We start from the raw sequence: 15,476 nt of genomic DNA on the forward strand, positions 1-15,476 counted from the left end.
AATATATGGTGATAATGAATTAATTACTCTTCTAATCTTATGTCTAATCCAAGACCTTTCAATTCGTGCATTAGTACGTTGAAAGATTCTGGTAGTCCAGGTTCTGGCATTGGTTCGCCTTTTACGATAGCCTCGTAAGTTTTAGCTCTACCAATGACATCATCAGATTTTACTGTTAAAATTTCACGCAGTGTACTTGATGCTCCATAAGCTTCAAGTGCCCAAACTTCCATTTCACCAAAACGCTGTCCACCAAATTGTGCTTTACCACCAAGAGGCTGTTGCGTAATTAATGAGTATGGTCCTATTGAACGTGCATGCATTTTATCGTCAACCATATGCCCTAGTTTTAACATATAGATTACACCAACGGTTGCAGGTTGATCGAAACGATCACCAGTACCACCATCATAAAGGTATGTATGACCATATCTAGGAATTCCAGCTTCGTCTGTAAATTCATTAATTTGATCAATTGTAGCACCATCAAAAATTGGTGTTGCATACTTTCTATCTAGCTTTTGTCCTGCCCATCCTAATACTGTTTCATAAATCTGACCAATATTCATACGAGAAGGTACACCTAATGGGTTTAATACAATATCAACTGGTGTTCCATCTTCTAAGAAAGGCATATCTTCTTGACGAACAATTCGTGCCACAATACCTTTGTTACCGTGACGACCTGCCATTTTATCACCAACTTTAAGTTTACGCTTTTTAGCAATATAAACTTTAGCTAGCTTAATGATTCCTGCAGGAAGCTCATCACCAACTGAGATTGTAAATTTCTCGCGACGTAAAGCTCCTTGTAAATCGTTTTCTTTAATCTTGTAGTTATGAATTAATTCTGATACTAACTTGTTTGTGTTATCATCAGTCGTCCACTTACCAGATACTAAATGCGCATAATCATCAACTGCATTTAACATTTTTAAGGTAAACTTCTTTCCTTTAGGGAATACTTCTTCTCCTAAATCGTTAAATACACCTTGAGCTGTTTTTCCAGCAACAATAGCAAAAAGTTTTTCAACTAAAACATCTTTTAAATCGTCAAATTTCTTATCGTATATAGTCTCTAATTGAGCTATATCCTCTTTATCTTGAGCTCTCTTACGCTTGTCTTTAATTGCTCTTGCAAATAATTTTTTATCTATTACAACACCATGTAAAGAAGGTGATGCTTTTAAAGATGCGTCCTTAACATCGCCAGCTTTGTCTCCAAATATGGCACGTAATAGTTTTTCTTCTGGTGTAGGATCAGATTCACCTTTTGGTGTAATCTTACCTATTAAGATATCTCCTGGTTTAATTTCGGCTCCAACGCGAATCATACCATGCTCATCAAGGTCTTTTGTAGCCTCTTCAGAAACGTTAGGTATATCGTTTGTTAGTTCCTCATTACCTAGTTTTGTATCACGAACTTCTAATGAATATTCATCAATGTGAATTGATGTGAATATATCATCACGTACTACTTTTTCAGAAATTACAATCGCATCCTCAAAGTTATATCCTTTCCAAGGCATGAAAGCTACTTTCATGTTTCGACCTAAAGCTAGTTCACCATTTTGAGTTGCATAACCTTCACACAATACTTGTCCTTTAGTTACTTTATCTCCCTTTTTAACGATCGCTTTTAAGTTTACTGAAGTTCCTTGGTTGGTTTTTCTAAACTTAGTTAATGGGTATGTTACCGTATCAGTATCAAAGCTTACCATAGCTTCTTCTTCTGTACGACTGTATTTAATTACAATTTCATTTGCATCAACATATTCTACAACACCTTCTCCTTCAGCATTAATCAATACTCTTGAGTCTGACGCTACTTGACGCTCTAAACCTGTTCCTACAATAGGAGATTGAGGTCGTAATAAAGGTACTGCTTGACGCATCATGTTTGATCCCATCAATGCACGGTTGGCGTCATCATGCTCCAAGAAAGGAATTAATGATGCTGAAATAGATGAAATCTGGTTTGGTGCCACATCTGTATAATGAATTGCTGTTGGTTCAACAACAGGGAAATCACCTTCTTGACGTGCAATAATTTGATCGTGAAGAATTTTTCCTTTATCATCAACTTTAACAGTTGCTTGAGCAATTAATTTCTCTTCTTCTTCTTCAGCACTTAGATAAGTAGGAGCTCCTTTAATATCAACAACTCCGTCTTTTACAGCTCTGTATGGCGTTTCAATGAATCCCATTGAATTCACTTTAGCATAAACTGAAAGTGAAGAAATTAATCCAATGTTTGGTCCTTCAGGCGTTTCAATTGGACATAAACGTCCGTAGTGTGTATAGTGAACGTCACGAACCTCAAACCCTGCTCTCTCACGAGATAAACCTCCAGGTCCAAGAGCCGATAAACGACGTTTATGAGTAATCTCTGCTAATGGATTTGTTTGATCCATAAACTGAGATAATTGGTTTGTACCAAAGAATGAGTTGATTACTGACGATAATGTCTTTGCATTTATCAAATCAATAGGTGTAAACACTTCATTATCACGAACGTTCATACGCTCACGAATGGTACGCGCCATACGCGCTAAACCAACACCAAATTGGGAAGATAACTGCTCACCTACAGTACGTACACGACGGTTAGATAAGTGATCGATATCATCAATTTCTGCTTTTGAGTTAATTAACTCAATTAAATATTTTATAATAGTAATGATATCTTCTTTGGTAAGCACTTGCTTATCCATTCCGATATCTAACTGTAATTTTTTGTTCATTCTGTAACGACCAACTTCACCTAAGTTATAACGTTGATCACTAAAGAATAACTTGTCAATAATACCACGTGCTGTCTCCTCATCTGGCGGCTCTGCATTACGTAATTGACGGTAAATGTGTTCTACTGCTTCTTTTTCAGAGTTAGTAGGGTCTTTTTGAAGTGTGTTATGGATAATTGCGTAATCGCCTGATTGCCCATCTTCTTTATGTAAAAGAATGGTTTTAACACCTGCTTCAAGAATTTCTTCGATGTTATCTTTGTCTAAAACAGTATCACGATCTAGAACTATTTCGTTTCTTTCGATTGATACTACTTCTCCTGTATCTTCATCCACAAAATCTTCATGCCAAGTATTAAGTACACGAGCAGCAAGTTTGCGACCAATCACTTTTTTTAGTCCAGATTTTGATACTTTTACTTCTTCGGCTAGGTCAAATATTTCAAGAATATCTTTATCTCTTTCAAAACCAATAGCACGGAAAAGTGTTGTTACAGGTAACTTTTTCTTTCTGTCAATATATGCATACATCACACTATTAATATCTGTAGCAAATTCTATCCAAGAACCTTTGAATGGAATTACTCTAGCAGAATATAATTTTGTTCCGTTAGCATGAAAGGATTGTCCAAAGAATACACCTGGAGATCTATGTAATTGTGATACAACTACACGTTCGGCACCATTGATACAGAATGTACCACTTGGTGTCATGTAAGGTATTGTACCTAAATATACATCTTGAACAATGGTTTCGAAATCCTCATGCTCAGGATCGGTACAATACAATTTAAGTCTTGCTTTTAACGGAACGCTATAAGTAAGTCCTCTTTCTATACATTCTTCTATAGTGTATCTTGGTGGATCTATAAAATAATCCAAAAACTCCAAGACAAATTGATTACGAGTATCTGTAATCGGGAAATTTTCCATGAAGGTGTTGTATAACCCTTCATCACCTCTTTCTTCTGATTTTGTCTCTAACTGGAAAAAATCCTGAAAGGATTTAATCTGAATATCCAAGAAATCTGGATATTCTGTTCTATTTACAATAGACGAGAAGTTTAATCTTTCAGCTTTAGTTGCTAACATCGACGGACGAAATTTTGATTAAAAAATAATTTTACGTGTATATTACTTTTATATACACAAAAGGGTTTAGGTCTTAGAGAGTATCTCTCCAGACCTAAACCATATTTTGTAGGTTAGTTAAACTTACTTAAGCTCAACCTCAGCTCCTGCTTCTTCTAAAGAAGACTTAAGACCTTCAGCTTCGTCTTTAGATACACCTTCTTTGATTGCTTTAGGTGCACTATCAACTAATTCTTTAGCATCTTTTAATCCTAAACCAGTTAATTCTTTAACTAATTTTACAACTGCTAATTTAGAGCCACCAGCTGCTTTAAGGATTACATCAAATTCTGTTTGAGCTTCACCAGCGTCATCTCCACCAGCGGCTGGACCAGCAGCTACAGCTACAGCTGCAGCAGCAGGCTCAATACCATACTCTTCTTTTAATATATCAGCTAATTCGTTAACCTCTTTTACTGTTAAGTTTACTAACTGTTCTGCGAAATCTTTTAAATCTGCCATTTTTCTATCGTTTTAATAGTTTTTAATTTAATTTATTTTGTAAAAAGTGCGTACTTATTTATGTATTATCCCTCTTTTTGAGATAATGTTTTTAAGATGCCTGATAATTTACCTCCACTAGATTGAAGTGCCGAAATAACATTCTTAGCTGGAGATTGTAATAATCCAACAATTTCTCCAATAAGCTCTTCTCTAGATTTAATATCTACCAACATATCTAATTGGTCGTCACCTAAGTAAATTGATTCTTCAATAAAAGCGCCCTTTAATAAAGGTTTTTCAGATTTTTTTCTGAAAGCTTTAATTACTTTTGCTGGTGCGTTTCCAGTTTCAGAATACATCACTGAAGTATTTCCTTTTAATGTTGAAGGTAATTCTCCAAATTCCTTATCTGAAGCATCCATTGCTTTTTCAAGCAAAGTATTTTTTACAACTGCTAACTTTACGTTTGCTTTAAAACAAGCGCGACGTAAATTTGAAGTAGCTCCTGCATCTAATCCAGAAATATCTGTCAAATAAATATTTGCATTTTCTGTTAATTGAGCAGTTAACTCTTCAATTACTTGTGATTTTTCTTCTCTTGTCATAATAAAAAGTTTTTACTGCTTAACTTATTTTTGGATCAATTGCAACGCTAGGACTCATAGTACTTGACATAAAAATGCTTTTTACGTAAGTTCCTTTGGCCGCAGTTGGTTTAAGTTTCATTAATGTTGAAAGTAATTCTTGCGCATTACCTGCAATTTTATCTGCACTAAAAGATGCTTTTCCAATTGCTGCGTGAACAATACCTGTTTTATCGACCTTAAAATCGATTTTACCAGCTTTTACTTCACCAACAGCTTTAGCTACATCCATAGTTACAGTTCCTGTTTTTGGGTTAGGCATTAAACCTCTTGGTCCTAAAACACGACCTAAAGGACCTAATTTTCCCATTACGCTAGGCATTGTTATAATTACGTCAACATCGGTCCAACCACCTTTAATTTTATCAAGGTACTCGTCTAAACCAACGTAATCTGCTCCAGCTTCTTTAGCTTCAGCTTCCTTGTCTGGAGTTACTAATGCTAAAACTTTTACATCTTTACCTGTACCGTGTGGTAGAGACACAACACCTCTCACCATTTGGTTTGCCTTTCTAGGGTCAACGCCTAAACGCACAGCTAAATCTACAGAAGCATCAAACTTTGTATTTGTAATTTCTTTCACTAAAGCTGACGCTTCTTCTAAACTATAAAGTTTAGTTTTGTCAATTTTAGCTACTGCTTCTTTTTGTTTTCTTGTTAATCTTGCCATTTCAAAAATCTTTTAGATTAGTTAGGTGCTTCTCCTCCTTTTACAGTTATACCCATAGATCTAGCAGTACCAGCTACCATTCTCATTGCAGAATCAACAGTAAATGCATTTAAATCAACCATTTTGTCTTCTGCTATAGTTCTAACTTGATCCCAAGTAACTTTTGCTACTTTTTTTCTATTAGGTTCACCTGAACCTTTTTTTACTTTGGCCGCTTCCAATAATTGTACCGCTGCAGGTGGTGTTTTGATAACAAAGTCAAATGATTTGTCTTTGTAAACAGAAATTACCACTGGTAAAACTTTACCAGGTTTATCTTGGGTTCTAGCATTAAATTGCTTACAGAACTCCATAATATTAACTCCTGCGGCACCTAAAGCGGGTCCAACCGGTGGCGACGGGTTCGCTGCACCTCCCCTAACTTGTAGTTTAACTACTTTACTTAACTCTTTTGCCATTTTTAATAATTTAAGTTTGATAAGTTTTAAAAGTTGGAAGCAATAAAAAACTTACCTATATGTTTGTAACAATTATTATATTTTTTCAACTTGCATATAGCTTAACTCCAATGGTGTTTTTCTTCCAAAAATCTTAACCATTACTTCTAGCTTACGCTTTTCTTCATTTATATTTTCGATAGTTCCATCAAAACCATTAAATGGTCCATCAATTACTTTTACAGTTTCTCCTTTTACAAAAGGAATTGCTACGTTAGCATCTGCTTCAACTGATAATTCATCAACCTTACCTAACATTCTGTTTACTTCAGATTGTCTTAATGGCACTGGATCACCTCCTTTAGTTTCTCCTAAAAACCCTATTACATTAGTAATAGATTTAATTATATGAGGAATTTCACCACTTAGGTTTGCTTGAATCATGATATATCCTGGAAAATAAACTTTTTCTTTATTAATTTTTTTTCCATTACGAATTTGTATCACTTTTTCAGTTGGCACAAGAACTTGATCAACATAATCACCTAAACCTAATCTAGCAATTTCATTTTCTATGTAGGTTTTGATTTTGTTTTCTTGACCACTTACAGCTCTAACAACGTACCATTTTTTTTCAATACTTTCAGACATCTTCAAAATGTATTATTAAATCCAATTAAAATATGCCTTAATAACCTCACTAAAAACTGAGTCAACTCCCCAAATAGCTAATGAAAAAATAATAGAAAACACAGCAACTAAAACTGTTAAACTTTGTGCTTCTGCCCAAGGAGTCCAGCTTACATTATTTTTAAGTTCTTCAAAAGACTCTTTTACGTAATTTATTATTCCTGCCATTTGTTTTTTATTTTTTGCACGGGTTGAGAGACTCGAACTCCCGACACCTGGTTTTGGAGACCAGTGCTCTACCAACTGAGCTAAACCCGTAAATATAAGTCAAGGCATTCCGAAATAATCGGAATACCTTTACTTAATATTTATTAACTTAAATTAGTCTAAAATCTCAGTTACCTGACCAGCTCCAACTGTTCTACCTCCTTCACGGATAGCGAAACGTAAACCTACGTTCATTGCAATTGGTTGGTGTAAATCAACAGTAATTGTTAAGTTATCTCCAGGCATTACCATTTCAACTCCATCAGGTAAATTAATATTTCCTGTTACGTCAGTTGTACGTACGTAGAACTGTGGACGGTAGTTGTTATGGAATGGAGTGTGACGTCCACCTTCTTCTTTCTTAAGAATATACACCTCAGCTTTAAACTTAGCATGCGGAGTTACAGAGCCTTGCTTACAGATTACCATACCTCTACGGATATCTGTTTTCTCAATACCTCTTAATAAGATACCAACGTTATCTCCTGCTTCACCTCTATCTAATATTTTACGGAACATTTCAACTCCAGTAATAGTAGATGTTAACTTTTCAGCACCCATACCAATAATATCTACAGGATCTCCAGTGTTAGCTACACCAGTTTCAATACGACCAGTTGCAACAGTACCACGACCTGTAATAGAGAATACATCTTCGATTGGCATTAAGAAATCTTTATCTACATCACGCTTAGGTAATTCAATCCAAGAATCAACAGCTTCCATTAACTCCATAACTGTATCAACCCATTTTTGCTCTCCATTTAAAGCTCCTAAAGCAGATCCAGAAATAACAGGACCATTATCACCGTCATATTCGTAGAAGTTTAATAAATCTCTAACTTCCATATCTACTAATTCTAAAAGCTCTTCATCGTCAACCATATCAACTTTGTTTAAGAAAACAACGATACGAGGAATACCTACCTGACGACCTAGAAGGATGTGCTCACGAGTTTGTGGCATTGGACCATCGGTAGCAGCAACTACTAAGATAGCACCATCCATTTGCGCAGCACCAGTTACCATGTTCTTTACATAATCCGCGTGACCTGGACAGTCAACGTGAGCATAGTGACGATTAGCTGTTGCATATTCTACATGTGACGTATTAATTGTAATACCTCTTTCTTTTTCTTCTGGAGCATTATCGATTGTATCGAAATCTCTTTTTTCAGATAAACCTGCATTAGCTAAAACAGTTGTAATAGCAGCAGTTAAAGTAGTTTTTCCGTGATCTACATGCCCAATTGTACCTATATTTAAGTGCGGTTTGGAACGATCGAAAGTTTCCTTTGCCATGATTTAAAATTTAATCTTAGTTATATAATAATATTAGTGTTCAAAATTTTTAAATCTTTATAAGAGCCAATGACGGGATTTGAACCCGTGACCTCTTCCTTACCAAGGAAACGCTCTACCCCTGAGCTACACCGGCCAAAAAATTAGAGCGGGAGACCGGGTTCGAACCGGCGACATTCAGCTTGGAAGGCTGACGCTCTACCAACTGAGCTACTCCCGCAATTATTTTTTTTAAATCCTTTAAAAAGTGGGGAGAGCAGGATTCGAACCTGCGAAGGTAAAAACCAACAGATTTACAGTCTGTCCTCGTTGGCCGCTTGAGTATCTCCCCAATTATAAAAAATCATCAGTCTTTAAAAGAACTTGAGCCGATGGAGGGACTCGAACCCACGACCTGCTGATTACAAATCAGCTGCTCTAGCCAGCTGAGCTACATCGGCTTATTTTGTTGTTTTTTCTGCAACAAAAAGTCCGCTATTTCTAACGGACTGCAAATGTATATATATTTTTTTTTAATCAAAACATTTTTTGAGAAATTTTCTCTATAAATATGTTCTTAATTTTTCTTTTCGCTTTTTTAGCTGTCTTTCTAAAGAAGCAACAGCCATATCGGTGCCTTCTTCAAAGGTTTTGCATTGTTTTTTTACAATAAAACTATCTCCTGGTACGTGCACCTTAGCTTCAAATATTTTATTTTCTTTACCACTTGTGTTTTCTACTTTTAAAAACACATCAGATTTTATGACTTTATCGTAATACATTTCTAACTTGTCCATTCGTTTTTGAATAAAGTTTATTAACTTTTGGTCTGCATTAAAGTTAACTGATTGCGTGTTTACTTTCATATTCTACTTTTTTTAGTTAGACAATATTTATAGTGTTTATTTATTCCTTGGATGAGATTTCGCATATACTTTTTTAAGTTCGGCAATACTATTATGAGTGTAAACTTGGGTTGCTGCTAAACTAGAATGCCCAAGTAGTTCTTTTACAGCATTTAAATCGGCACCTTGATTTAGTAAATGAGTCGCAAATGAATGTCGTAAAATATGCGGACTCTTTTTTACTTTAGAAGATGCATTACTAAAATAGTTATTTATTATTCTGTAAACAAGAGTTTCGTATATTTTATGTCCCTTTTTTGTGAGAAACAAAACGTTACTATCAACTATAGTTTCGAGTTGACTTCTTTTTAGCAAGTAGGTTTCAATTGTATTTATTACTATTTCTAATAACGGCAAATAGCGTTCCTTATTTCTTTTTCCCAAAACTTTAAGGGTTTTATTTTTTTGGTCAATGTCTTTTAATTTTAACTGTACTAACTCTATGCGACGTATTCCGGTTGTATAAAATAATTCGATTATTAATTTGTCTCTTACTCCTTCGAATGTATCATCAAAATTAAACTCATCTAACACCTTACTCACTTCTTCTTTTGAAAAAGGAATCTGCACTTTTTTACTAACCTTTAATGCTTTGTGTTTTGATAGTGGATTTAAGGCTATTGATTCTATTTTTAACAGAAACTTGTAATATGAGTTAAGTGATGACACTTTTCTATTTACAGTTCTGTTTTGTATTCCAGAATCAACTAATGAAATAATCCAGCTTCTAATTTGTGAATACGATACCTTATCGATACTTGACTCATTAAAGTGTTCTTTGTTAAATTCTACAAAGTTATTTAAGTCCTTGACATAAGCATTTACTGTATGCCTTGAATAGTTTTTTTCTAACAACAGATAATCTTTAAAAGATTTTAAGGACATTTATACGTTTTAGGTTATTATAAAAATACAAAACTTTAAGGTTCTGCCAGATTTTATATAAAAAAATCCCACAATAAACATTGTGGGATTTTAGTAATCTATTTACAAAGGTTTAGATTTCTTCTGCATCTCTCAAACCTTGAATGTATTGTGCTTTTTGAATTTGAGCTCTACGTGCAATTGAAGGTTTTGTAAACTGCTTACGTTGCTGTAACATACGCTTAGTACCAGTTTTATCAAACTTTCTTTTAAAGCGTTTTAAAGCTCTATCTATATTTTCTCCTTCTTTAATTGGTATTATTAACATAGTGTCTTAACCTCCTCTCTTTTAGAATTTTGGTTTGCAAATATATAACTTATTACAAAACTACAAATACTAATATATTTTATTTTAAAATATTTCGAGCGATAACCAATTTTTGTATTTCGGTAGTACCCTCTCCAATAGTACATAACTTGGAATCTCTATAAAACTTCTCTACAGGGAATTCTTTTGTATAACCGTAGCCTCCATGAATTTGTACTGCATCGTTTGCTACTTTTACACATACTTCACTAGCATACATTTTAGACATGGCTCCAATAGTAGTCATGCGTTCACCTGCATTTTTTTTGGATGCTGCTTTGTGTAATAATAATTCGGATGCTTCAATTTCTGTAGCCATATCGGCTAACTTAAATGAAATACCTTGAAAACTGGATATTGGTTTACCGAATTGGTGACGTTCTTTTGAGTATTTTAGTGATGCCTCGTAAGCACCTTTAGCTATTCCTAAAGATAAAGCACCTATTGAAATTCGACCGCCATCTAAAACTTTTAAAGATTGTACAAACCCTTCGCCTTCTTCTCCTAGCATGTTATCTTTGTGAACACGACAGTTGTCAAACACTAATTCAGCCGTTTCACTTGCACGCATGCCTAATTTATCTTCTTTCTTTCCAGATGTAAAACCAGGTGTTCCTTTTTCTATAACAAAAGCCGACATACCTCTGGAATCGCCTTTATTACCTGTTCTGGCAATAACAACTGCTACATCACCACTCTTTCCGTGTGTTATAAAATTTTTGGCACCATTAAGCACATAGTAATCTCCGTCTTTAACTGCAGTGGTATTCATCCCTCCTGCATCGCTTCCAGTATTATGCTCGGTTAGTCCCCAAGCGCCTATCCATTCGGCTGAAGTTAATTTAGGCAACCATTTTTGTTTTTGGGCTTCGTTACCAAAATAATAAATATGACCTGTGCATAAAGAATTGTGAGCAGCCACAGACAATCCTATAGAAGGATCGACTTTAGAGATTTCTTCGATAATGGCAATATATTCATGATAACCAAGTCCTGAACCTCCATATTTTTCATTTACAAAAATGCCCATAAAACCCATTTGTCCTGCTTTTTTAAAAAGTTCGACAGGGAAAGTTTGGGCTTCATCCCATTCCATAATATTGGGTCTTATATATTGTTCTGCAAAGTCTTTAGCTGAAGCTGCAATAAGTAATTGCTCTTCACTATAATTAAAATTCATAGCTGTGTAATTGGTACTTATTAATTGAGTGTCAAATATAATTTAATTATCTCAATTTTATCGACTGGAAAGTTTTTAACTTTGATTAAATCGTCTAAAGATTTAAATCCTTCTCTTAGGGTACGTTGGTCTATAATTTCGTAAGCAATCTCATAATCTATATGTTGAATAGTTACGAGTTGCGCTATTGTTGCAGTGTTTAAATTTATTATATCTATTTGCCTTGGTGTTTTTACTGTAAACTGGTTTAATAACCTTTCCATTACTTCGGGTGAAATCCCATAAACATCTTGCAATTGTACATCGGCAATAAAACCACCTTTAAACTTATTTCTAAACTTAATAATTCTATCAGATAGTTTTTCACCAATACCATTAACACGTTGTAATTGTTTTGCTGTAACTGTATTTAAATCTAATTTTTGATTATAGGTTTTTGGAGTGTTATTCTGGTAATTGAAACTTTTTTTAGGTTTTGGGTTGGTGACCCATTCTGGAAATTTAAAATATGGTGAAATTGCGTTTAATAGAGAATCTGATACTTTAGTGACCTCTTGAAATTGTTTAGCAGAGTTTACCCATTTATTTTGTTCTCTAAATTTTAATAGTCGTTCTATCTCATCAGGTGACATCCCTAAAGTGTAGCCTTTATAATCTGTAATGTAATTTGGATTAAAAGGAAAAATTTTAGTTTGTCTTGCTTCAATTTCTGCTTGACGCAACGAATCTATTTCGTTTTGAAATGAAACTAATTCGTCTGGATTTACTACTATATCTTTCTGATAAAAATCAACAAAGAAATAAACACATTGTATAACAACTATAATAACTAACAATAAAAAAATCCCACTTCGTTGTCCTTTTGTGAACTTGAAATGGGATTTCATATTATGTTGTATTTAAATTATTCTTTATTGCCTCTAACTGCCGAAACATATTTAGCCATTTCTTCTCTTACTTTAGGGAATAAGAAGAATAATCCAATCATATTAGGAAATACTAATGCTAGTATCATGGCATCAGAGAACTTAATTACTGCATCTAAAGTTGCAGCTGCGCCTATTACAATAAATACTAAGAATAATACTTTATAAACTGTATCAGCTGTTTTTCCTTTTCCGAATAAATATTTCCAAGATTGAAGACCGTAATAAGACCAAGAAATCATTGTTGAAAATGCAAACATGATAATTGCAATTGTAAGCACATATGAGAACCCTGGAATTACAGAATCAAATGCCATAGATGTTAAATCTACACCTCCTATTGAGCTTCCATCAGCATTTAATAACACACTACTTGCTGATTCTCCAGCAGCACCGTATTGAAAAACGCTTTGCATGTTTCCTCCATCTATATTAAAGAAAATAATTACTAAAGCCGTCATTGTACAAATTACAACCGTATCGATAAAAGGCTCTAACAATGCCACAACACCTTCTGATGCAGGATACTTAGTTTTTACTGCTGAATGCGCAATAGCTGCCGAACCTGCTCCTGCTTCATTGGAGAATGCTGCACGTTGGAAACCAACAATAAGCACACCAACAAAACCACCAAGACCAGCCATAGGCGTAAAGGCTCCTTCAAATATTAATCCGAAAGCAGTTCCTATATCACTAAAGTTGGCGAAAATAATTACTAAAGCAGCTAACACATAAATACCTGCCATAAATGGTACAATTTTTTCGGTAATACTTGCAATACGCTTAATACCTCCAATAATTACAATACCAACTAAAACAGCTAAGATAACTCCGATAATAAAACCGTTAGATCCACCTTCTAGTCCTAACATAGATGTAATTTGTACTGTTGCTTGGTTTGATTGGAAAGCGTTACCTCCACCAAAAGATGCTCCAATACAAAGTATTGCAAATATGACAGCTAATACCTTTCCTATACCACTAAAACCTCTTTCTTTAAGACCTTTAGACATATAGTACATTGGTCCTCCATATACTGTTCCATCTTCACCTACATCTCTATATTTTACACCAAGCGTACACTCTACAAATTTTGTTGACATACCAATTAGACCGCAAACAATCATCCAAAATGTTGCTCCTGGGCCACCTAATGCAATCGCTACAGCCACACCAGCAATATTACCTAAACCTACTGTTCCAGAAACTGCTGTTGCTAGTGCCTGAAAATGACTTACTTCTCCTTCTTTACTTTCATCGCGAATAGTATCTGGTAAATCACCATCAACAATATTAACTGCAACTTTATCCTCGGCGTGATGGCCTCCTTCTATCTCATCATACTTTCCTCTTACTGTGTTAATAGCTAAAGGAAATTTAGTAATACTTGGAACTTTAAAATAAATAGTAAAAAATGTTGCTCCAGCTACCAATAATATAACAACAAATGGCACATTAAATTCACCTATGGGTACGGTAGATAAAACTAATCCTTCCCACCAAGTAGCAACTGGCATAAAGGCATCGTTTATTTTTTCATCTAATCCTTTTTCAGCTTCTTGAGCAAAGGTTAGAAATGGTAGCATTAATGTAAAAATAGAGAGAAGATACTTCTTCATAATTATTTAATATTTAGTTAGTAGTTTAGTTTAAATTAATATTTGAAGCTAGCAAGATGCTAAAAAAAAATGAGTTTTTAAAACATCCCTTGTTAAAATCCCTACTCAACTTCTATATTGTATAATGTATTTAGCTTTTGTATTTGCTCTGGTCGTCCTAAAACAATTACCTTAGAGTTTGGTGCTAACTTTAGTTCTGCTTCTGGATTAATAAGATATTCACCCTTTTCATTCTTATAACCTATTACATTACAACCTGTCTTTTTTCGCAAGTCTAAATCTCTAATGGTTTTTAGCGTAGAGGTATCATAAAGGTGTTCTACTGCAATTTCTTCAATGTTAATATTTGATTCTCCAACTATAGAAAGGTTATCAATAAATTCCAACAAATCAGGAACCACTACTAATGAAGCCATGTGGTCGCCACCAATTTTATCTGGTAAAATTACATTGTTGGCTCCTGCAAGTTTTAATTTTCCATAAGTTGTTTCTTGCGAAGCTCTACTTATTATACGTATGTTTTTATTTATTTGTCTAGCAGAAAGCACCACAAACACATTATCTGAATCGCTTGGTAAAGCAGATATTAAGCAGTCGGCTCTATCTACACCAGCTTGCATGAGTACTTCATCTTCATTGGCATTACCATGTACAAATGGTACCATGTCGCTTTGATGTTTATTAACTGTTTCTTTTTTTGCTTCTATCACCACAAAAGATCGCTTATGCGCTAACAGCTTTTTTGCTGCTTGTTTCCCATTTCTTCCATAACCACAAATAATGATATGGTTTGAAAGTTCATCAATCTTTTTTTGCATCTTTTTTTGTTTTAGTTCTTCAATGTCGTTTTTAGTAATAATATATTCGGTAATCACCTTAATGGCATAACCTACTATGACGACACTTGTTAAAATTAAAAATATAGTAAATATTTTGGCCTCAGGATCTAAGGGCATCACTTCGCCAAAACCTACAGTGGTAATGGTAATAACCGTCATATATAACGCATCAATCCAACTGTAATTGGTCATTATTTTAAACCCAAATACACCAATAAACAGCAATAAAATTAAAAGAATAATTGCTGTGTTTATTTTTGAACGAAATACTTTTACTAAAGGGTTTGCCATAAATTATAAATCAAATACCGAACTTCGTTTGGTGTATAATAAGTCTTTTATTCGCATCCAAAAGGCGATAAATAAATACAGTGCAAAACCAAATCCAAGCGTGACAAAGGTTAAGTATATAAATGATGTTCTTACTACTTTAGCTCTAATTCCTAAACGATCGGCAATACGCTGACACACATAGTACCCATGTTTTTGAAAATAAAGTAAAGTCTTGTAAAAAATATTCATACTGCA

Annotated in this window: 16 protein-coding genes and 5 tRNA genes; all 21 read right to left on the minus strand. The window is 34.3% G+C overall.

Annotated elements, in window-relative coordinates:
• Window positions 1–23 precede the first annotated feature (23 nt).
• Window positions 24–3,836, minus strand: a complete 3,813-nt coding sequence (gene rpoB, locus E5167_RS06770) for a DNA-directed RNA polymerase subunit beta (protein ID WP_136842421.1) — start codon at window positions 3,834–3,836, stop codon at window positions 24–26.
• A gap of 123 nt (window positions 3,837–3,959) precedes the next feature.
• Window positions 3,960–4,337, minus strand: a complete 378-nt coding sequence (gene rplL, locus E5167_RS06775) for a 50S ribosomal protein L7/L12 (protein WP_136842423.1) — start codon at window positions 4,335–4,337, stop codon at window positions 3,960–3,962.
• A gap of 65 nt (window positions 4,338–4,402) precedes the next feature.
• The gene (gene rplJ, locus E5167_RS06780) at window positions 4,403–4,924 is read right to left on the minus strand and encodes a 50S ribosomal protein L10 (RefSeq protein WP_136842425.1); all 522 of its coding nucleotides are present in this window, start codon (window positions 4,922–4,924) and stop codon (window positions 4,403–4,405) included.
• A 19-nt stretch (window positions 4,925–4,943) separates the two neighbouring features.
• The gene (rplA, locus tag E5167_RS06785; RefSeq protein ID WP_136842427.1) at window positions 4,944–5,633 is read right to left on the minus strand and encodes a 50S ribosomal protein L1; all 690 of its coding nucleotides are present in this window, start codon (window positions 5,631–5,633) and stop codon (window positions 4,944–4,946) included.
• 17 nt (window positions 5,634–5,650) lie between these two features.
• Window positions 5,651–6,091, minus strand: coding sequence for a 50S ribosomal protein L11 (rplK, locus tag E5167_RS06790; protein WP_136842429.1), 441 nt, complete (start codon window positions 6,089–6,091; stop codon window positions 5,651–5,653).
• A 75-nt stretch (window positions 6,092–6,166) separates the two neighbouring features.
• Window positions 6,167–6,721: a transcription termination/antitermination protein NusG gene (gene nusG, locus E5167_RS06795; RefSeq protein ID WP_136842431.1), complete on the minus strand. Its 555-nt coding sequence runs from the start codon at window positions 6,719–6,721 to the stop codon at window positions 6,167–6,169.
• Window positions 6,722–6,736: 15 nt separating this feature from the next.
• Window positions 6,737–6,928, minus strand: coding sequence for a preprotein translocase subunit SecE (secE, locus tag E5167_RS06800; protein WP_136842433.1), 192 nt, complete (start codon window positions 6,926–6,928; stop codon window positions 6,737–6,739).
• A gap of 17 nt (window positions 6,929–6,945) precedes the next feature.
• Window positions 6,946–7,018: transfer RNA gene (locus E5167_RS06805), tRNA-Trp, on the minus strand.
• 63 nt (window positions 7,019–7,081) lie between these two features.
• Window positions 7,082–8,269, minus strand: coding sequence for an elongation factor Tu (tuf, locus tag E5167_RS06810; protein WP_136842435.1), 1,188 nt, complete (start codon window positions 8,267–8,269; stop codon window positions 7,082–7,084).
• A 64-nt stretch (window positions 8,270–8,333) separates the two neighbouring features.
• Window positions 8,334–8,405, minus strand: a tRNA-Thr gene (locus E5167_RS06815).
• Between the two features lie 11 nt (window positions 8,406–8,416).
• Window positions 8,417–8,489 (minus strand) — tRNA-Gly (locus E5167_RS06820).
• A 28-nt stretch (window positions 8,490–8,517) separates the two neighbouring features.
• A tRNA-Tyr gene (locus E5167_RS06825) sits at window positions 8,518–8,600 on the minus strand.
• Between the two features lie 35 nt (window positions 8,601–8,635).
• Window positions 8,636–8,709 (minus strand) — tRNA-Thr (locus E5167_RS06830).
• Between the two features lie 102 nt (window positions 8,710–8,811).
• Window positions 8,812–9,114, minus strand: a complete 303-nt coding sequence (gene hpf, locus E5167_RS06835; protein WP_136842437.1) for a ribosome hibernation-promoting factor, HPF/YfiA family — start codon at window positions 9,112–9,114, stop codon at window positions 8,812–8,814.
• Between the two features lie 36 nt (window positions 9,115–9,150).
• Window positions 9,151–10,038 carry a tyrosine-type recombinase/integrase gene (locus E5167_RS06840; protein ID WP_136842439.1) on the minus strand — a complete coding sequence of 296 codons (888 nt, stop codon included), beginning with the start codon at window positions 10,036–10,038 and terminating at the stop codon, window positions 9,151–9,153.
• 112 nt (window positions 10,039–10,150) lie between these two features.
• The gene (rpsU, locus tag E5167_RS06845; RefSeq protein ID WP_136842441.1) at window positions 10,151–10,345 is read right to left on the minus strand and encodes a 30S ribosomal protein S21; all 195 of its coding nucleotides are present in this window, start codon (window positions 10,343–10,345) and stop codon (window positions 10,151–10,153) included.
• Window positions 10,346–10,424: 79 nt separating this feature from the next.
• Window positions 10,425–11,564, minus strand: a complete 1,140-nt coding sequence (locus E5167_RS06850; RefSeq protein ID WP_136842443.1) for an acyl-CoA dehydrogenase family protein — start codon at window positions 11,562–11,564, stop codon at window positions 10,425–10,427.
• Window positions 11,565–11,584: 20 nt separating this feature from the next.
• On the minus strand, window positions 11,585–12,451 hold the full coding sequence (locus E5167_RS06855; protein WP_136842445.1) for a ComEA family DNA-binding protein: 867 nt from the start codon (window positions 12,449–12,451) through the stop codon (window positions 11,585–11,587).
• 17 nt (window positions 12,452–12,468) lie between these two features.
• Complete coding sequence (locus E5167_RS06860) at window positions 12,469–14,109, minus strand: alanine/glycine:cation symporter family protein (RefSeq protein ID WP_136842446.1); 1,641 nt, start codon at window positions 14,107–14,109, stop codon at window positions 12,469–12,471.
• Between the two features lie 101 nt (window positions 14,110–14,210).
• Window positions 14,211–15,239 (minus strand): potassium channel family protein, encoded by a 1,029-nt coding sequence (locus E5167_RS06865; RefSeq protein WP_136842448.1) that lies wholly within the window; start codon window positions 15,237–15,239, stop codon window positions 14,211–14,213.
• A 3-nt stretch (window positions 15,240–15,242) separates the two neighbouring features.
• On the minus strand, window positions 15,243–15,470 hold the full coding sequence (locus tag E5167_RS06870) for a PspC domain-containing protein (RefSeq protein ID WP_136842449.1): 228 nt from the start codon (window positions 15,468–15,470) through the stop codon (window positions 15,243–15,245).
• Window positions 15,471–15,476 lie beyond the last annotated feature (6 nt).

This window comes from Pontimicrobium aquaticum, assembly GCF_005047595.1.
Classification (GTDB): Bacteria; Bacteroidota; Bacteroidia; order Flavobacteriales; family Flavobacteriaceae; genus Pontimicrobium; species Pontimicrobium aquaticum.